At 38.0% G+C, this 18,548-nt stretch carries 15 protein-coding genes; 7 read left to right on the top strand and 8 right to left on the bottom strand.

The window, feature by feature from the left end:
- Positions 1-3: 3 nt before the first annotated feature.
- Entirely contained in the window at positions 4-381 is a 378-nt protein-coding gene (locus ACVWNY_RS00390) for a GNAT family N-acetyltransferase (protein ID WP_454071495.1), read from the top strand.
- On the opposite strand, the gene ACVWNY_RS00385 is transcribed toward ACVWNY_RS00390, so the two are convergent.
- The 4 genes from ACVWNY_RS00385 to ACVWNY_RS00370 form a co-directional block, all read right to left on the bottom strand.
- On the bottom strand, positions 370-1,572 hold the full coding sequence (locus tag ACVWNY_RS00385; protein ID WP_454071494.1) for a glycosyltransferase family 4 protein: 1,203 nt from the start codon (positions 1,570-1,572) through the stop codon (positions 370-372). The two genes, ACVWNY_RS00390 and ACVWNY_RS00385, sit on opposite strands and share 12 nt — an antisense overlap.
- Positions 1,573-2,520 (bottom strand): ABC transporter ATP-binding protein, encoded by a 948-nt coding sequence (locus ACVWNY_RS00380; protein ID WP_454071493.1) that lies wholly within the window; start codon positions 2,518-2,520, stop codon positions 1,573-1,575.
- On the bottom strand, positions 2,492-4,135 hold the full coding sequence (locus ACVWNY_RS00375) for an ABC transporter permease (RefSeq protein WP_454071492.1): 1,644 nt from the start codon (positions 4,133-4,135) through the stop codon (positions 2,492-2,494). The genes ACVWNY_RS00380 and ACVWNY_RS00375 overlap by 29 nt, the downstream gene beginning before the upstream one ends.
- A gap of 71 nt (positions 4,136-4,206) precedes the next feature.
- On the bottom strand, positions 4,207-5,268 hold the full coding sequence (locus tag ACVWNY_RS00370) for an ABC transporter substrate-binding protein (RefSeq protein WP_454071491.1): 1,062 nt from the start codon (positions 5,266-5,268) through the stop codon (positions 4,207-4,209).
- Between the two features lie 205 nt (positions 5,269-5,473).
- Between ACVWNY_RS00370 and ACVWNY_RS00365 the strand changes: the two genes are divergently transcribed.
- The 4 genes from ACVWNY_RS00365 (at position 5,474) to ACVWNY_RS00350 (ending at position 7,702) form a co-directional block, all read left to right on the top strand.
- Positions 5,474-6,028 (top strand): NADPH-dependent FMN reductase, encoded by a 555-nt coding sequence (locus ACVWNY_RS00365; protein ID WP_218327118.1) that lies wholly within the window; start codon positions 5,474-5,476, stop codon positions 6,026-6,028.
- Positions 6,029-6,184: 156 nt separating this feature from the next.
- Positions 6,185-6,892: an AzlC family ABC transporter permease gene (locus ACVWNY_RS00360; protein ID WP_218327119.1), complete on the top strand. Its 708-nt coding sequence runs from the start codon at positions 6,185-6,187 to the stop codon at positions 6,890-6,892.
- Complete coding sequence (locus tag ACVWNY_RS00355; RefSeq protein WP_454071490.1) at positions 6,879-7,208, top strand: AzlD domain-containing protein; 330 nt, start codon at positions 6,879-6,881, stop codon at positions 7,206-7,208. The genes ACVWNY_RS00360 and ACVWNY_RS00355 overlap by 14 nt, the downstream gene beginning before the upstream one ends.
- Before the next feature lie 2 nt (positions 7,209-7,210).
- Complete coding sequence (locus tag ACVWNY_RS00350; protein ID WP_454071489.1) at positions 7,211-7,702, top strand: GNAT family N-acetyltransferase; 492 nt, start codon at positions 7,211-7,213, stop codon at positions 7,700-7,702.
- A gap of 31 nt (positions 7,703-7,733) precedes the next feature.
- On the opposite strand, the gene ACVWNY_RS00345 is transcribed toward ACVWNY_RS00350, so the two are convergent.
- From ACVWNY_RS00345 to ACVWNY_RS00330, 4 genes are all read right to left on the bottom strand, one after another.
- The gene (locus tag ACVWNY_RS00345) at positions 7,734-8,081 is read right to left on the bottom strand and encodes a hypothetical protein (protein WP_218327122.1); all 348 of its coding nucleotides are present in this window, start codon (positions 8,079-8,081) and stop codon (positions 7,734-7,736) included.
- A 74-nt stretch (positions 8,082-8,155) separates the two neighbouring features.
- The gene (gene rpoC / locus ACVWNY_RS00340) at positions 8,156-11,803 is read right to left on the bottom strand and encodes a DNA-directed RNA polymerase subunit beta' (protein WP_281419043.1); all 3,648 of its coding nucleotides are present in this window, start codon (positions 11,801-11,803) and stop codon (positions 8,156-8,158) included.
- 105 nt (positions 11,804-11,908) lie between these two features.
- A complete protein-coding gene (rpoB, locus tag ACVWNY_RS00335) occupies positions 11,909-15,523 on the bottom strand; it encodes a DNA-directed RNA polymerase subunit beta (RefSeq protein WP_218327124.1) in 3,615 nt (1,204 codons plus the stop codon).
- Between the two features lie 308 nt (positions 15,524-15,831).
- On the bottom strand, positions 15,832-16,185 hold the full coding sequence (locus ACVWNY_RS00330) for a hypothetical protein (RefSeq protein ID WP_218327125.1): 354 nt from the start codon (positions 16,183-16,185) through the stop codon (positions 15,832-15,834).
- A gap of 117 nt (positions 16,186-16,302) precedes the next feature.
- Here ACVWNY_RS00330 and ACVWNY_RS00325 point away from each other — a divergent pair, with 117 nt between their 5' ends.
- Both ACVWNY_RS00325 and ACVWNY_RS00320 read left to right on the top strand, forming a co-directional pair.
- Positions 16,303-17,031 (top strand): glycosyltransferase family 2 protein, encoded by a 729-nt coding sequence (locus ACVWNY_RS00325; RefSeq protein ID WP_218327126.1) that lies wholly within the window; start codon positions 16,303-16,305, stop codon positions 17,029-17,031.
- Positions 17,032-17,181: 150 nt separating this feature from the next.
- Positions 17,182-18,546, top strand: coding sequence for an MFS transporter (locus ACVWNY_RS00320; protein ID WP_218327127.1), 1,365 nt, complete (start codon positions 17,182-17,184; stop codon positions 18,544-18,546).
- Positions 18,547-18,548 lie beyond the last annotated feature (2 nt).

Genomic DNA, 18,548 nt, shown 5'->3' with positions numbered 1-18,548 from the left:
ATGATGATTATCAGAAAATATCAAACCAATGATTTAGACGAGCTTTTTGCTTTAATGACTCGTGAAGGACCGGAATGGACCTACAATACGCCAGAAAACCAACAAAAATACGCCCACGCTTTAGACCGGTCAATATCTTTTGTCTTAACAGATCAACAAAAAATTTACGGCTATATTCGTGGACGTAATGATGATGGATTTGGTTTATATATTTTAGATTTGTTAGTTGATCCAGCTTATCGCGGTAATAGCTACGGCCAACAATTAATCAAACATTTCCAGCAAGAATTTCCAGAAGAATCTTTGTATGTGACTAGTGATGCCGATCCTTATTATTTAAAGTTAGGCTTTAAAATTGTCGGCTCTGTTTTAGAAAAGTAAATACTCTTCCACCCTACTGATTAGTTGCGGCCAACTGCTTTTTAAAATTTCCGTCGCTATTTCAGTCGGGATTTTTTTGTTTTCTTTGACCGCTAAGATTTGCTGCTCCAAGGCTGCACCTAAGGCTTGATAAAATTGCGGTAAATCTTCAGCTACTGGTTCATCCTGATTGTGCATCTGAGGTAACGGTACATAACTAATAATCCCGCTATCATTCACTGTTTTACCTAATTGTTCCTGCAAAGCCGGAATCTCTGTCACAACTACCCGCAAGTCGCAAGCCAGTGCTTCAATCGCTACTAAGCCCAAACCTTCAAAAAAAGAAGGTAAGACAAAAATATCGCCTTTACGAAATTCGTCAGCCAATAACTTTTGGTTGGCGACATTATATAAATGCAACTGTGGATTTCCGATATAAGGTGCTAAATGCTCCTGCGCATCTTCAGCCGCATGACCAATTAAATGCAAATGAACTTCGGAATGCTGTTGACTGATTTTTTCAAAGGCTTGTGCCAAAGCAAAGGTGCCTTTTGCTGCGGAAATTTTACCAGCATATATTAAATCAATGGTTTCTTTATGTGTCTTTTCTATTGGATAGAAAATTTCTGGATCAAATCCGCCACCTAGTACGGTAATTTTGTCTTTTGGTATTTGATAAACCGTTTGAATATCTTGAATTTGCAGATGACTCAGTGCAAAGACACGGTCCAATTGATCTAAATTAGTGACGTACCTTTCTAACAAATGGGGATGTTGGCGCGCTTGGCGAATGTCGGTTCCATGACAAAAAGCAAAAATTGGTAATTCAGGAAATTCTGCTCGTACCAACGATGTTAAAAACCATAAATGATGGCAAAAAATCACATCGGGTTGAAATTCAGCAACAGCTTGTTTGACAATTTTTCGAAAAGCCTTTTGCCAAGCAGCAATCATCTCTTCTGTCATCTCTCCATAAATCGTACTTTCATACGGCATGATATCGCTCATTCCAGGTAATGAAAAAGCCAGATCTTGATTAGGGAATTTGACTGTATATTGTTTCTCTTGTGGAATTAAATCATAGCTAAAATCACCAAAAGTGCCATATACACAAGCTTGATCATATTTTTTTAACCCTTTAATCAAGTTTGAAAAATAAACGCCACTCCCCGTTTTAGCCGGCAATTGGGCTTGAACATGTAATATTTTCATTTATTTACTCCTGTCTGTTGCTATTTTTTGACTTTGATAATTCACACGTACCCTTTGTCCAATAGAATAATAGCTGCCATTATTTAAAGTAGTGACTATTAATTTATTTCCTTGAACCAGGACCTCGTAATCAATGGTTGCTCCTTGAAAACGCTGCTGAATAATTTCCCCTTCACCTTCTTTATCAGCTACTAATTGAATCTGTTCAGGTCGCACATATTGCTGCTGACTCAATAAGTTATTCTCTCCAATAAAGGTCAAGGCAAAGGGATTTTGTGGATGATTATATAATTCTTCTCCAGCAGCAATTTGTTGAATTTCTCCTTGATTCATCAACAATATTTGATCAGCAATAGCAAAAGCTTCTTGTTGATCATGAGTGACAAACACCATTGTCATGCCCAATTCCTTTTGTAATCGACGAATCTCTGCCCGTAAAGATATCCGTAATTTTTCATCTAAATTAGATAAGGGTTCATCTAGTAATAATAATTTGGGTTCAACAATTAAGCTACGACCTAATGCTACCCGTTGTTGTTGCCCGCCACTTAAATCTTGAATCTTACTTTCAGCATAATCACTTAAGCGTAGCAATGCCAACATTTCTTTAGCCTTTTTTCGAGCCTCTACTTTTTTTATTTTTTTGAATTTTAGCCCATACATCAAGTTTTCAAGTACATTTAGATGAGGAAACAGACTGTAAGATTGGAAGACCGTTGTGATGTCTCGTTCTTCTGGTGAAACTTCAGTAATATCTTCTTCCGCTAATAAAATCTTCCCACTATTTACTTTTTCAAAGCCATTTAAACAACTAAGTAAAGTACTTTTCCCACAACCACTGGGACCTAACACTACCAGCATCTCCCCTTGTGATAAGGTAAAAGAGATATCTTTTAGAATTTTTTTATCACCATAAGATTTATTTAGTTGTTGTACGGAAAGAAACATGCCGTTTCCTCCTTCCATTTAAATTAAAAATAAGAGCTATCAAACCTGCTACCACTAAACAAATAATGATAATCAGGCATGCAATCACTGATGCCACACCATACAGTCCTCTTTGCACGACATCAAACATCACTAAAGTTAAGACTTTTTGCCCCGGTCGAATCAAAAAAATAATCGACCCGATCGTTGTCATAGTGGCAATAAATCCATTGATAAAGGTTAAGGCAAACCCTTGTTTAGTCATTGGAAAAAAGACATCTTTCCATTCATTTAACGTATGTCCGCCTAAATCATGAACTGTTTTATAATAAGTCGGATCAACTTGGCTAACACTAGCACTAGCAGCTTTTGTAGCAAAAGCCAATTGTTTAAAAATCACATTAATAATGACAATCATGCTTGAACCCGTCCATGAAAAAGGTTCGCCGGAAAAAGCATAAAGATAGCCTAATCCAAAAAAAGTACCCGGCAATAAATAAGGTAAAGTGCCGATCATTTCAATGCCTTTCATTAGTTTACTATGGCGGACCTGACTATAATAAATAATCAAAAAACTCAGTAGACTGCCAATAAAACCCGCCAACAGCGAATACACAATCGTCCGAATAATCGTGTCACTAATATAGATTCGCGTATCTAAAATCGGTTGTAAAGACCAATAAAAGTTTCCCATTCGTTTAACCGTTACGGCATTCACCACAATCGTTACATACTGTAAAATAAGCAATAAATAAAAGACACCTGAAACCAAACTACTCCCATAAAAAAACAGCCCTTTGCGCGGCAAAGCCAAACTGCCTTGTTCTTGACCATGGCTTTGACTTGCCACATTCTTTTCAAAATGATTATAAATAAAAAAGACAATTAATGCTGGCAAACACAATGTTAAGTTAATCAACGCCGCTTTATGAATATCTCCTTGGCTAATGACAGCAAAGTACCCTTCACTTGCCAATACCCGAAAGCCACCACCGATAATTGTCGGTGTCTGAAAATCCGCCAAACTGCGAATAAAACTAATTAGTGCCACTACAATAATTCCCGGTCGCAACAAAGGAATAATCATATCCTTCACCACTGCATCCGATTTTGCTCCTAACGAACGGGCACTTTTAATCATCGAAATATCTATATTTTTTAACATCCCAATCAAAACTAAGGCATTCAATGAAGCAAAACTAATTGTCTGCATCATAATAATCCCTTGAGGACCGTAAGGATTATAGCTTAATTGCAGCAAGTCATGTGTAATAAATCCCCGTCGGCCAAATAAAGTAATATAAGCCAAAGAAGTCACAAAAGGCGGGGAAACCATCGTTGCCAACAAACCGATGCGAAAAATCTTCTGCATTTTCTCACTCAGAAATAAAAAGCAAATCGTCAAGCTTAGCACAAAAAATAATGACGCCACTGTTGTTAAAATTGCCACAAACAAAGAATTTTTTAACAACATCATATTTTCGCTTAAATATTCAGTAATTCCAAAAGAGCCACTCGTAAAAGCTTCAGCAAAAATTTTTATGTAAGGATATAAAATAAATAAAAGGACACCCGCGACAATCAATAGATAAATGATCCCTTCACTGATGCGGTTAATCATTTTATTCAACTTCATCTGGCATCCCTCCTAGTATAGTATGTAAATAGTCTGTGACATCATTCAATCATGCCACAGACTATTTTTAATTATTTATTTGCAGCCATTTCAGCCCATTGGTTTAAGATAGCTTCTCGATCAGAACCAAAAGTAGTCAAATCTTCATCGATTAAATCCTTAGATTCCAATCCTAAATCATAGCCATCAACCCCTGGCATAATAATTTGGTCGGTATCTTTACCATCTAGTTCAGCCAATTCTTTCATATTTTCTGGTTGCAACATGAAATCAATAAAGGCTTCAGCCATGTCTTTTCCAGGGGCATCTTTGAAGACTGCTACACCTTCTGGGACCCAAGGAATACCATCTGATGGATAAACCACTGAAAGATCATTTTCTTCTGCCGCATCAAAGGCAGATTTATCAACTGGAATTAAACCAATCCCAAATTCACCAGCAGTAACTTTTTCTTGTGGATCTTTACCCCGCTGACCATAATAAGGAATATTTTCATTAACACTTTCCCAATATTGCCAGCCAGCATCATTACCATCTTTATCTAAGATACCTTTAACAATCGCATACATTGTTCCTGAAACAGCTGGATCACTCATAATGATTTCATCTTTATATTTTTCATCGGCTAAATCTGCCCAAGTCTCTGGTATCTCTAAGCCTTTTTCTTCCAACACATCATTATTGATCAATAATCCACCCACAGTTAAACCTTTAGACAACCAATAACCTTCTGGATCACGGTATTTTTCATCGATTGATTCAACAGCATCTGATTGATATTGTTCCAACAAACCATCTGTCTTCGCTTGCATGAAAGCATCTAAGCCGCCGCCAAACCACAAATCAGCCATTGGCTCACTACTTTGATCCGCTTGCATCCGTGACAACACTTCGCCACTAGACATCGATAAAAATTCTACTTTGGCACCAGTTTCGTCTGAAAACTTATCAAATAATTCTTTGTAAGCATCAGAAGTTGTTACAACATTTAGCGTTTGACCTTCAAATTGTTTTTCACTTTTGGCAGTTGACGAGCCGGTTGTATCTGTACCACTAGAATCATCACTAGCACCACAAGCTGACAAAGCAAACAAACTAAATAATACGGTAACTAACACACTTAATTTCTTCAAATTTTTTCCTCCTTTAAATTTAGCAAAAATGCACGTAAGCGCTCTTATTTGCATTTTTATGAATAAATAAATTATAACGTACTTCAGTTTCTTAAACAATCGTAAAAAATAACGGTTTCAAAAGATAATAAGCAAAATCTCTTAGTAATAAAATGAGAAATGTTATACTGATTGTCAGTTACTCAAAAGAAAGTTAGGAAAAATAATGAAAATAACACTACTATCCGCCTCAATTACCGGTAGTAAAAGCCGGTTAGCCTTAGAAGATGCTAAAAAATATTTACTCAAACACGCTCCCGTTGCTGAAATTACTTTGCTGGATTTAAAAGAAATGACGATTCTCTTTGCCGATGGTCGTAATTATGTTGACTATCCTGCAGATACGGGGATTTTAACAAAAAATTTAATGGATGCAGATATTATCGTAATTGCAACGCCAACATTTCAAGCTTCAATTCCTGGTACTTTGAAGAATGTTTTCGACTTATTACCACAACAAGCTTTCTTTCATAAAATTGTTAGTCTAATTATCAGTGCCGGCTCACCAAAACATTTTTTAATGGCTGAAAATCAATTAAAACCGATTTTACACTATATGAAGGCTAATACGTTACCAAATTATTTATTTATTGAAGAACAAGATTTTGCTAATGGAACCATCATCAATTCTGAGGTTCATCGTCGTTTAAATAACTTGATGGAAGAAACAATTGTCCTATTCGATGCTTACCAGACGATCTGGCAAAAACAAAAAAAATAATATAAAATTTGACCTGCGTTCGCCGCAAGTCTTTTTTTTCATTCTAAATGACAAATAACACAGAATTATTTAATTTTTTATTCATTTTTTGATATTCATTTCCACATTTTTCTGATAGAATGCTATTCAATAGCTCATTTTTTAGGGGGAGAAATGATGGATGCAAGTTTAGATATAAGAACCGGTGTTAAAGAGACGATGCCTACGGTTTTTGGATACATCGGGATTGCTCTTGCTTTTGGGATTGTTGGCAAAGCAGCTGGACTCAGTCCGCTAATTGTCTTATTGATGTCGATGTTTATTTATTCAGGAACTGCTCAATTTGTTGTGGTTAGTATGTTCATTAGTCATAGTCCATTGCTATCGATTGTATTATCCACACTGTTGATTAGTTCTCGAATGATTTTAATTAGCGTAACTGTCGCTCCATATTTTAAAAATGACAGCCTGTGGAAAAACATTTTATTAGGAACTTTTTTAACTGATGAGAGTTTTGCACTGGGGATGAATAAATTAAATTTCACCAATCATACTTTGAGTTTTCAGTGGTTGAACACAGCTAATGTCATTTCATTTTTAACTTGGTGTTTTTGGAGTTTTGTTGGTGCCATTATGGGAAATTTTGTTGGTAATCCAGAAGCTTTGGGCTTGGATTTTGCGATTGTGGGGATGTTTATTGGCTTATTGTACATGCAAGTCATTGCCGATCGCTCATTGAATCGTAAATTACAGCTAATTGTAATTGCCTTTACTTTATTTTTAACCTATGTTGGCTTTATTTTTATTCCTAGTAGCTTATTGATCTTAGTAGTGACCTTAATTGGTTGCGGATTTGGGGTGGTGATTAAACGTGCCTACTTTTAGCTTTACTCTACTCACTATTTTCAGCTGTGGCATTGTCACTTGGCTTTCACGGGTATTACCTTTTATTTTGTTAAAGAAGTTTACTTTGTCTAAAGGCGTTGCCGAATACCTTAGTTTTGTGCCGATTGTCATTATGTCATCTTTGTGGTTTAGCAGTCTATTTGTTCAAAACTTAGGCCACTTACCCACAGTCAATGTGGAAAACTTATTGGCCTCCCTCCCCACCTTAATTGGCGCCGTAATTTCTAAAAATCTACTGGTGATTGTGATCGTCGGTGTCGTTTCACTTGCAATTATTCGTTTAGGAGGATTTTAAAAATGACGGAATTAATATTCAAATCTTATGACCCAAAAAATCTAAGCCAAATGACCGATATTTGGAATGAAGTACTGTTAGCAGGAGATGCTTTTCCTGGTGAAGAGCTCTATTATGAAATAGATTTCCACGAATTTTTGCTGGAACAAACCGCCACCACTTGTCTATTTATTGATGACAAATTAACTGGCTATTATATCCTGCATCCCAATAATATCGGGCGGTGTAGCCATATTGCTAATGCCAGTTATTGTATAGTACCAGAGTTTCGAGGACAAAAATTAGCTGATCCTTTAGTCAAATACTCCTTAAAAGAAGCTCGTGAATTAGGCTTTGCCGGTATCCAATTTAATGCTGTTGTAGTTTCCAATCAAGCCGCCTTAAAAACTTACACCAAAAATGATTTTAAGTTGATTGGTACGATTCCCGCCGGATTTTTATTGAAAGACGGCACTTATTCAGACATCCAAATTCTTTATCATCAATTCAAATAGTTATCCACTGTGGAAAAAGGAAGTTGAGGAATTATTCAGCTTCCTTTTTCAAGTTATCCACAATCTTTCGAATCGATCGCCGACTCGGATAAAAGCTTCGTTCACCATGTGAATTTCTCCTAGTAGCTTCTAGATCAAACAACCCTAAATCGGAATAGTTTTTTAAATCCTCTGATGTTTTTCCCAATCGATCAGCCAATGTCCACATCTCATCCAAGTCTTGATTTTGTTTTTTATTATAAGCACGTGTTGTAAAAATAAGTATAAACCAATAAAAGATTTGTACGACCCAAGATATTTTTCCAATCCCTATTCGTAGCAAAATTGCACCTAAGACAAAAAGTCCGACAATCAGCCAAATGTACGTACTTTTTTTCATTTGCTTTACCTCCTGTTAAGAAAATCATAACACAAAAAAACTCTTCTGAATTTTCATTCAGAAGAGTTAATTTTTTATAGATTGTTTAAAGCATCTTCAGCAGCCATTTGTGCTTCAATGTCAGAAATTGAATAGACATTTTCGCTAGCAACAACGACTTCTTTTGGCTCCATGTTACGGTATGTTGCCATACCAGTACCGGCAGGAATAATCTTACCGATGATAACATTTTCTTTCAATCCAAGTAATGGGTCTTTCTTACCGCGAATTGCAGCATCGGTTAATACCCGAGTTGTTTCTTGGAATGATGCAGCTGACAAGAAGCTGTTTGTTTCTAATGATGCTTTAGTGATACCTAATAAGACTGGGCGACTTGTTGCTGGTACGCCACCAGTAATAATGGTTTTGTAGTTTTGATCTTTGAAATCAGCAATATCTAGTAAAGTACCTGGCAAGATGTCAGTATCACCTGGATCCATGATCCGGACTTTACGTAACATTTGACGAACCATTACTTCGATATGTTTGTCGCCGATTTCTACCCCTTGCATCCGGTATACACGTTGTACTTCACGTAGCAAGTAAGTCTCAACTGAGATAACATCCCGCACTTGTAATAAGTGTTTAGGATCAATTGAACCTTCAGTTAGGCGAGCGCCACGATGGATCATATCGCCTTCTGCCACTTTCATACGAGCAGTATATGGAACTGTGTAAGTCCGAGTATCAGTTTCACCTTTGACAGTAACTTCTTTTGTCCGCGTTGAGGCTTCTTCAACGATTTCAGTTACTACACCAGTAACTTCAGTAATCACAGCAAGACCTTTTGGATTACGCGCTTCAAAAATTTCTTGAACCCGAGGAAGACCTTGAGTGATATCGTCTCCGGCAACCCCGCCGGTATGGAAAGTACGCATGGTTAACTGAGTACCTGGTTCACCGATTGATTGGGCAGCGATTGTACCAACTGCTTCACCAACTTCAACATCATCACCAGTTGCCAAGTTACGACCGTAACAATGTTTACATACACCGTGTTTCGTATTACATGTAAAGACTGAACGAATCGTCACAGTTTCAACACCGGCATCAAGCACAAGCTTAGCATCTGCTTCGCTAATCAAAGCATCTGCGCCTAGCAATACTTCGCCAGTTTCTGGATGACGAACAGTTTTTTGAGTATAACGACCCACTAAACGTTCTTCTAACGCTTCGATAATTTCGTTACCTTCACGAATTGTTGAGATTTCTAGACCACGGTCAGTACCACAATCTTCTTCTCGTACGATTACATCTTGGGCAACGTCAACTAAACGACGTGTTAAGTAACCTGAATCGGCAGTCTTCAAGGCAGTATCGGTCATCCCTTTACGCGCCCCGTGAGTAGAGATAAACATTTCCAAGACTGAAAGTCCTTCTCGGAAGTTTGAGATAATTGGTAATTCCATGATTTGTCCATTCGGAGCGGCCATCAATCCACGCATCCCAGCAAGCTGAGTAAAGTTGGAGATGTTACCACGGGCTCCAGAATCTGACATCATGAAGATTGGGTTTTTCGCATCTAATGATTCCATCAGTTTTTGTTGGATTTCATCTTTTGCAGCATTCCAAACGCCAATTACTCGTTCATAACGCTCATCATCAGTAATTAAACCACGACGGAATTGTTTCGTGATAGTACCCACTTGTCCGTGAGCATCATCAATGATTTGATGTTTTTCAGCCAAGGCAGAAATATCGGCAATCCCTACGGTCATCCCAGCCATTGTTGAATGTTTGTAGCCTAAATCTTTCATGCGGTCAAGCATCATTGAAGTGTCGGTTACTTTGAAACGTTTGAAGACTTCAGCAATGATATTACCTAGATTTTTCTTCTTGAATGGTAAGATGACCTCTTGTTCAGCAATTGCTGCTGGAATATCACTACCACGTTCAACAAAATATTTATCTGGTGTTGCTTGCGTTAAGTTTGCATCAGTTGGTTCATTTAGATAAGGGAATTCTTGTGGCATAATATCATTAAAGATAATTTTACCAACGGTTGTAATTAATAACCGTTCTTTTTGCCATTCTGTAAATGGTTTGTCCCCTAAAGTATTTGGATCAACAGCTACACGTGAGTGTAAATGGACATAACCATTGCGCCATGCTAAAACAGCTTCATTCATGTCGCGGAAGATCATGCCTTCGCCTTCACGGCCTTCTTCTTCCATTGTTAGGTAGTAGTTCCCTAAGACCATATCTTGAGATGGTGTAACGACTGGTTTACCATCTTTTGGATTCAGAATGTGGGTAGCAGCTAGCATTAACATCCGAGCTTCGGCTTGCGCTTCTTCACCTAAAGGTAAATGCACCGCCATTTGGTCTCCATCGAAATCGGCATTGTAGGCTTCACACACTAGTGGATGCAAGCGAATGGCGCGACCTTCAACCAAGATTGGTTCGAATGCTTGGATACCTAGTCTGTGTAGCGTAGGTGCCCGGTTAAGTAAAACTGGATGTTCTTGAATTACTTCTTCTAATACATCCCAAACGACATCTTCTTGACGTTCGATTTTACGTTTTGCATTTTTGATATTTGAAGCAATTTCTCGTTGGACTAATTCTTTCATTACGAAAGGCTTGAACAATTCGATTGCCATTTCTTTTGGTAAACCACATTGGTACATTTGTAAAGTTGGTCCTACAACGATTACTGAACGTGCTGAGTAGTCAACCCGTTTACCCAGTAAGTTCTGACGGAAACGACCTTGTTTCCCTTTCAACATATGAGAAAGAGATTTCAATGGGCGGTTACCTGGACCAGTAACTGGACGACCACGACGACCGTTATCGATTAAAGCATCAACGGCTTCTTGTAGCATCCGTTTTTCATTTTGAACAATGATATTTGGTGCATTTAAATCTAATAGACGTTTCAAACGGTTATTCCGGTTAATTACCCGACGGTACAAATCATTTAAGTCAGAAGTCGCAAAACGACCCCCTTCTAATTGCACCATTGGACGTAAATCTGGCGGGATAACAGGAATGACATCCATAACCATCCAGCTTGGACGATTACCAGAAGAACGGAAAGCTTCTAACACATCTAGACGACGAATTGCTCGAGTCCGTTTTTGTCCTTGAGCTGTTTTAAGCTCTTCTTTTAATTCAGCAGATTCGCCTTCTAAATCAACTTGATCTAACAATTGTTTGATTGCTTCGGCACCCATTGCTGCGTGGAATTCTTGACCGTATTGGTCACGTTTTTCGCGGTATTCGCGTTCAGTTAGTAATTGTTTCTTTTCTAAACTAGTATTACCAGCGTCAATAACTACATATGAGGCAAAATAGATAATTTCTTCTAAAGCACGAGGACTCATATCTAAAATAAGACCCATTCTTGAAGGAATTCCTTTAAAGTACCAAATGTGTGTTACAGGTGCAGCTAACTCGATATGACCCATCCGTTCACGACGAACTTTTGAACGCGTAACTTCTACACCACAACGGTCACAAACAATACCTTTATAACGAATTCTCTTATATTTACCACAGGCGCATTCCCAGTCTTTGGTTGGCCCAAAAATTCTTTCATCGAATAAACCTTCACGTTCAGGTTTTAAAGTACGATAGTTAATGGTTTCAGGTTTTTTAACCTCACCATATGACCAGCTTCTGATTTTTTCAGGAGAAGCCAAACCTATTTGCATACTCTCGAATTTATTTACATCGATCAAAAGGGTTTCCCTCCATTTCATTTTAAGGCAGGACTAAATCTTTTGGTTTAGTTCTAACGGTTAAGTGGCAGCCGGCTTCACAAGGAAACCGACTGACCGGCTATTTTATAAGTCTTCTGCAGTTTCGATTTCTTGGACTAAGTCAGATTTTTCTTCAGCCACCTGTGCTTTTGCTTGTTGTTCTAAATCTTTTGCTGTTTGTTGTTGCTCAGCAAATTTAGTCAAAGCATCGACAGTGATTAAATCATCGTCATCATCATCCATGTCACGAAGTTCGATTTCTTTGTCTTCGATATCTAAAACTTGCATATCTAAACCAAGGGCTTGTAACTCTTTCACTAATACGCGGAAAGATTCAGGTACACCTGGTTTTGGAATTGGTTCACCTTTGACGATGGCTTCGTATGTTTTCACCCGACCAACTACATCATCTGATTTGTAAGTCAAGATTTCTTGCAAGGTATATGCAGCACCGTAAGCTTCTAGAGCCCATACTTCCATTTCACCAAAACGTTGTCCACCAAACTGTGCTTTACCACCCAATGGTTGTTGGGTAACAAGTGAGTAAGGTCCAATTGAACGAGCATGCAATTTATCATCAACCATATGGGCCAATTTAATCATGTACATAACACCGACAGAAATTCGGTTATCAAAGGCTTCACCAGTCCGACCATCATATAAAACAGTCTTGGCATCGCCAGCTAGACTTGCTTCACGAACCGTTTCCCAAACATCTTTATCCTGCGCGCCATCAAATACTGGTGTCGCAACATGGATACCTAATGAACGAGCAGCCATTCCTAAATGCAATTCTAATACTTGTCCGATATTCATCCGAGAAGGAACCCCTAATGGATTTAACATGACATCGACTGGTGTACCATCTGGTAGGTAAGGCATGTCTTCTTCCGGCATAATCCGAGAAACGACCCCTTTGTTACCATGACGTCCGGCCATTTTGTCACCTTCATGGATTTTACGTTTTTGTACGATATAAACCCGAACTAACATATTTACACCTGGAGATAATTCATCGCCAGCTTCACGAGTAAAGATTTTCACATCGTGAACGATCCCGCCGCCGCCATGAGGCACACGTAATGAAGTATCACGAACTTCACGGGCTTTTTCACCGAAGATTGCATGCAATAGACGTTCTTCAGCAGATAATTCCGTAACCCCTTTAGGCGTCACTTTACCAACTAATAAATCACCATCATAAACTTCAGCACCAATGCGAATAACGCCCATTTCGTCTAAGTTTTTCAATGCGTCTTCCCCAACGTTCGGGATTTCGCGAGTGATTTCTTCAGGTCCTAATTTTGTATCTCTGGCTTCTGATTCATATTCTTCAATATGGACAGAAGTATAAACATCATCTTTTACTAAACGACGGCTCATAATAATCGCATCTTCATAGTTGTAACCTTCCCAAGTCATGAAGGCTACGACAACGTTTTGACCTAAAGCCAATTCGCCATTTTCCATTGAAGGGCCATCAGCTAAGATATCACCAGCTTCAACTTCTTCACCAAGGCCAACTAAAGCACGTTGGTTATAGTTAGTACCTGAGTTTGAACGACGGAATTTAGTAATGTCATATTTATCTAATGCATCGTTTGCGCGACGCACACGAACTTCACTCGCATCAACGAATTCAACGACACCATCGTGTTTACAAATTAAAGCAGCGCCTGAGTCATGAGCTGCTTTATATTCCATACCAGTCCCAACCCAAGGAGAACGAGGGTTAATCAATGGCACAGCTTGCCGCTGCATGTTGGCACCCATTAAGGCACGGTTTGAGTCATCGTTTTCTAAGAAAGGAATACACGCTGTCGCTACCGCAACTACTTGTTTTGGTGACACATCCATGTAATCGATCTTATCTACGGTTACTTCTAAGTTTTCTGAAGTGGCACGGGCCATTACGATATCATCCACAAAAGTACCATCATCATTTAATTTACTGTTTGCTTGAGCCACTACGTAGTGATCTTCAATGTCAGCAGTTAAATAATCAATTTTATCGGTTACGCGACCAGTTGAACGATCTACGCGACGATATGGTGTTTCAATAAAACCAAATTTATTTACTTTAGCGTATGAAGCTAGTGAGTTGATCAACCCAATGTTTGGACCTTCGGGTGTTTCAATTGGACACATCCGGCCATAGTGGGAATAGTGAACATCTCGTACTTCATAACCCGCACGGTCCCGAGTCAAACCACCAGGCCCTAAGGCTGATAGACGACGTTTATGGGTCAACTCACCTAATGGGTTCGTTTGATCCATGAACTGTGACAACTGAGAAGAACCAAAGAATTCTTTGATACTTGCGACAACTGGGCGAATATTAATTAATTGTTGCGGTGTCAAAGTTTCAGTATCTTGAATTGACATTCTTTCACGTACTACACGTTCCATCCGCGCCAAACCAATCCGAAATTGGTTTTGTAATAATTCCCCAACCGAACGAATACGACGGTTACCTAAATGGTCGATATCATCCACATTGCCGATACCTTCCATTAAGTTTAAGAAATAACTCATTGAAGCGATAATATCCGCTGGACGTACTGTCCGAACAGAAGAATCAGGATAGCCATTTCCGATAACTGTAATGACTCTTTCAGGATCTTTTGGAGAATAAACTTTAATTGGTTGAACCACCATATCGTCAGTTACAACAGCATCATCTGATGGGAAATAAGTTACTTTATTTAAACCATTTTCCAAATGTGGTCCTAATTCATCCATCACTTGGTGGGTTAAAACAGTATCTTTTGCAACGATTACTTCACCTGTTTCAGCATCTACTAAAGTTTCCGCTAAAGTTAAGTTTAATAAACGTGTTTTTAAATCTAATTTTTTATTTACTTTGTAACGACCAACATTCGCTAAGTCGTAACGCTTTGGATCGAAGAAACGGGCTGTTAACAAGCTTCTTGAGCTATCAGCTGTTTTAGGTTCACCTGGACGTAAACGTTCGTATACATCTTTCAAACCTTCTTCAGTTCTTGAATCACTAGGGTTTTTGTGTAAATCTTTTTCAATCGTATTGTGTAATGATTCGCTTTCGCCGAAGATTTCCATGATTGTATCATCAGAACCAAAACCTAAAGCACGAACCAAAGTTGTTAATGGAATTTTACGGGTACGGTCAATTCTTACATAAGAAATGTCTTTTGCATCAGTTTCCATTTCCAACCATGCACCACGGTTAGGAATGACAGTTGAACCAAAACCTTCTTTACCATTTTTATCCACTTTTCCATGGAAATAAACACCTGGTGAACGAACTAATTGTGATACGATTACCCGTTCTGCTCCGTTAATAATAAATGTGCCTTGTTCAGTCATTAATGGGAAATCACCAAAGAATACTTCTTGGGATTTGATTTCTCCAGTTTCACGATTGATTAATCGTAAAACAACATGTAATGGCGCTGAATAGTTTGCGTCATGTTGACGTGCTTCTGCAACAGTATATTTAGGCTCTTTCAAATCATAATCTACAAATTCAAGTGACAAGTTTCCGTTAAAGTCATCAATTGGCAAGATGTCTTCAAACATTTCTCGCAAACCCTCATCTAGGAACCATTGGTATGAATCTGATTGGATTTCAATCAAATTTGGTAATTCCAACACTTCACTGATTCGTGCGAAGCTTCTGCGTTCTCGGTGTTTCCCGTATTTTACTACGTGTCCAGCCAAGTTCTTCACCCCTCTTAAAAAGTCTGAAAACTAGCTCGAAAATTAAGTTACATTTTAATTACAAAAATTAAAATTATGTAACAACAGACATTTTTTGCGGCTTTTAGGCGAAAAAAAAACCAAAAATAGAACGTTCTTCGGTTGAAGCTTCTACTTTTGTTTTCCCTATAGAGCCGGAACGGACAATATTTCGCTCCTGCCTTAATCATTTCAAATAGTTTTTGCAACTTCAAATGATACAGCATACGAACAAAAAAGTCAAGGGCTGATGAAGGCCCTTGACTGACTTACATCGTCGCGGTTTCTTTTTATTTGATTTGTTGTAATTCTATTTCTAGTTCACTCACTTTTTCACTTAGTTCAAAGATTTTCCGATCTAACTCTTCGACTTTCTGTCTTTCGGAATAGAGATTAGGTAACCCGCTGTTTTCATACATTTTTACTAGTTGTGGGATCTGATTTTCTTCCAGTGCGACTTGTGTAATCGAAATAACTTTACCATCTTGTACTCTTTCGCTAACAATAGTATGCATCCCGTCCATTTTTTGGGGACCGACAACATAACCAGTTTCACTCTTTTCAATCATCTGATTGTCTCTAAGCCAAGAGTAAAAAGTTTTTTGGTTAAAAGCGTACTTAGTTTTGATACCGTATAATTTCATAAAATCACTCCTTTTATTTAAAATACGTGAAAGCCATTTATTTCATGGTTATTAGTTGTAAATAATGGACATTTCAAAAAGAGTAGTATATTTTCTTCCTATTAAGAAGGTGAAGAAATGAATCAACTAGTCAGTGTGATTGTTCCAGTTTACAATATTGACGCGTATTTAACGAAGAGCGTTGCAACTATTCTGTCACAAACTTATTCGAATATCGAAATTTTATTGATCGATGATCATTCAAAAGATAATAGTTTTCCAGTCATGGAAAATTTGGCTGCTCAAGATGATCGCGTAAAGATTTTTCGCTTGGATCATCATCGTGGTGTTTCTAGTGCTCGCAATTTTGGTATTAAAAAAGCAAAGGGTACGTTTATCAGCTTTGTTGATGGCGACGATTTATTGGCACCTCAGTTTATTGAAGCTTTAATTGAACAGATGAATGATGAGATTGCTTTGGCTACGGTGGGTTATCAATGGGGCTATCGTAATGCTGCTTCATCAGAAAAGGTCCAGTTACTTAGTCGAAAAGAAATCTTCGCTGCGGTGAACTCTTTTGGCAGTCCAATTGGTGGTTATATTTGGAATAAATTATTTCGCAGTGCTGTTTTATTAGATGAGAAAATTCTTTTTGATGAAAAAATAGCTTTGGCAGAAGATCTATGGTTTACTGCTGAATATATTGCTAAAGCGCCCCAAGCTACCTTTAGTTTTCTACCACAAATGCTTTATCAAAAGGTCAATCGACCTACAAGTACGATTCATCAGGCTAGTCGGGATATGCGTCAAATGGAACAGATTATTCGCCGCAAAATTGATACTCTGGGTAAACAAATCAAAAACTGATTTGGGTCTTGACTCTTTTAGTAAATTGTTTTACTTTAAATAGTGAATAAATCGTACAGATAACACAGCGATAAGTTGTGTCGAGAGAGAGGCGGTTTCTATTAATTTAGAAGCCGACTCTCTTTTTTTATGAAATTTTGAGGTGATTGAATGAAAGAGAAAAAAATCCATTTAACGATGGCGGTTTTGGCAACCGGAATAATGTCTTTTGCCGGGGTTTTGATTGAAACTGCTATGAATGTTACTTTCCCCACATTGATTAAACAATTTGGTATTTCTACTGGGACGGTGCAATGGGTAACCACTATTTATTTATTGGTGATTGCCATTATGGTGCCGTTGGCGAATTTTTTATTGAAAAACATGACCTTGCGTCGCTTATTTTTTATCGCTAATGTGATTTTTATTTTAGGTATCGTGACCGATTTCTTGGCCTTTAATTTTCCAATTTTATTGTTGGGACGGATTTTACAAGGAGTTAGTACGGGAATTGCTTTGCCGTTAATGTTTCATATTATTTTGAAATACTCTCCGCTAAAAATGCGCGGAACCATGATGGGTTTAGGGACACTAACAACCTCGATCGCCCCAGCGATTGGCCCAACCTATGGTGGTATTTTAACTTCGGCGTTATCTTGGCATTATATTTTTATTTTCCTAGTGCCGGTGCTGTTACTTTCTTTAGTTTTAGGCTTAATTGCCATTCCTGATTTACCAATTGAAAAAAGTGGAAAATTGGATTTGGTTAGCTTGTTAGGTTTGGCTTTATTGTTTAGCGGAAGCTTAATTTTCTTAAATCAAATTGGTAGCTGGTTGAGCATTATTCCTTTAGCTGTCGGTATCTTAGGCTTAGTAATCTTTTATCGCCAAGCAACTCACACAAAAGAACCTTTAGTTAGTTTGAAAATTTTAAAAAATTCAGCTTTTCGGACCTTTTTATTAGCCTTTTTAGTTTGTCAGTTTTTACTATTAGGTGTTTCTTTTGTTTTACCGAACTTTGTTCAAATCGTTTTAGGTAAAGATGCTTTTGTGGCTGGTTTAATGATGTTTCCTGGGGCAACCGTTGGGGCTTTATTAGCACCTATTTCAGGACGGATGCTCGATCAGTTTGGTCCAAAAAAACCAATCTTAATTGGTTTGGCGCTGGCTGCTATTGGCTGGACGGGGTTAACAATTATTTTACGGGCACCGATTTTGTTAGGATTAGTTGCAGGACATGTATTTTATATGATTGGTATAGGTTTTGCTTACAGTAATTTAATGACCAGCGGCATGAGTCAAATTGATGATGCTGATTTTGGCGATGGCAATACAATTTTTAATACTTTACAACAATTTGCTGGTGCTGTAGCGACAGCAATTGTGGCTACCATTATCAATTTTGTCCAAAATCATCAAGCTGATTTAATCAGTGGAACTATTTTAGGTTCTCAATTGGCATTAGCCTTTTTATTAGTCTTATTATTGTTAGTTTTTGTTGCTGTTTGGCGAGAATTTCAGCGTCAAAAAAAATAACT

This window comes from Enterococcus sp. JNUCC 77 (assembly GCF_054819945.1).
This window is presented reverse-complemented; position numbering and strand designations above follow the sequence as displayed.

What these genes read in the sequence shown, in the direction of transcription:
- ACVWNY_RS00390 (WP_454071495.1), top strand. Translation starts at nt 4, where the DNA reads ATGATTATCAGAAAATATCAAACCAATGATTTAGACGAGCTTTTTGCT.
- ACVWNY_RS00385 (WP_454071494.1), bottom strand. Translation starts at nt 1,572, where the DNA reads ATGAAAATATTACATGTTCAAGCCCAATTGCCGGCTAAAACGGGGAGT.
- ACVWNY_RS00380 (WP_454071493.1), bottom strand. Translation starts at nt 2,520, where the DNA reads ATGTTTCTTTCCGTACAACAACTAAATAAATCTTATGGTGATAAAAAA.
- ACVWNY_RS00375 (WP_454071492.1), bottom strand. Translation starts at nt 4,135, where the DNA reads ATGAAGTTGAATAAAATGATTAACCGCATCAGTGAAGGGATCATTTAT.
- ACVWNY_RS00365 (WP_218327118.1), top strand. Translation starts at nt 5,474, where the DNA reads ATGAAAATAACACTACTATCCGCCTCAATTACCGGTAGTAAAAGCCGG.
- ACVWNY_RS00360 (WP_218327119.1), top strand. Translation starts at nt 6,185, where the DNA reads ATGGATGCAAGTTTAGATATAAGAACCGGTGTTAAAGAGACGATGCCT.
- ACVWNY_RS00350 (WP_454071489.1), top strand. Translation starts at nt 7,211, where the DNA reads ATGACGGAATTAATATTCAAATCTTATGACCCAAAAAATCTAAGCCAA.
- ACVWNY_RS00345 (WP_218327122.1), bottom strand. Translation starts at nt 8,081, where the DNA reads ATGAAAAAAAGTACGTACATTTGGCTGATTGTCGGACTTTTTGTCTTA.
- ACVWNY_RS00330 (WP_218327125.1), bottom strand. Translation starts at nt 16,185, where the DNA reads ATGAAATTATACGGTATCAAAACTAAGTACGCTTTTAACCAAAAAACT.
- ACVWNY_RS00325 (WP_218327126.1), top strand. Translation starts at nt 16,303, where the DNA reads ATGAATCAACTAGTCAGTGTGATTGTTCCAGTTTACAATATTGACGCG.
- ACVWNY_RS00320 (WP_218327127.1), top strand. Translation starts at nt 17,182, where the DNA reads ATGAAAGAGAAAAAAATCCATTTAACGATGGCGGTTTTGGCAACCGGA.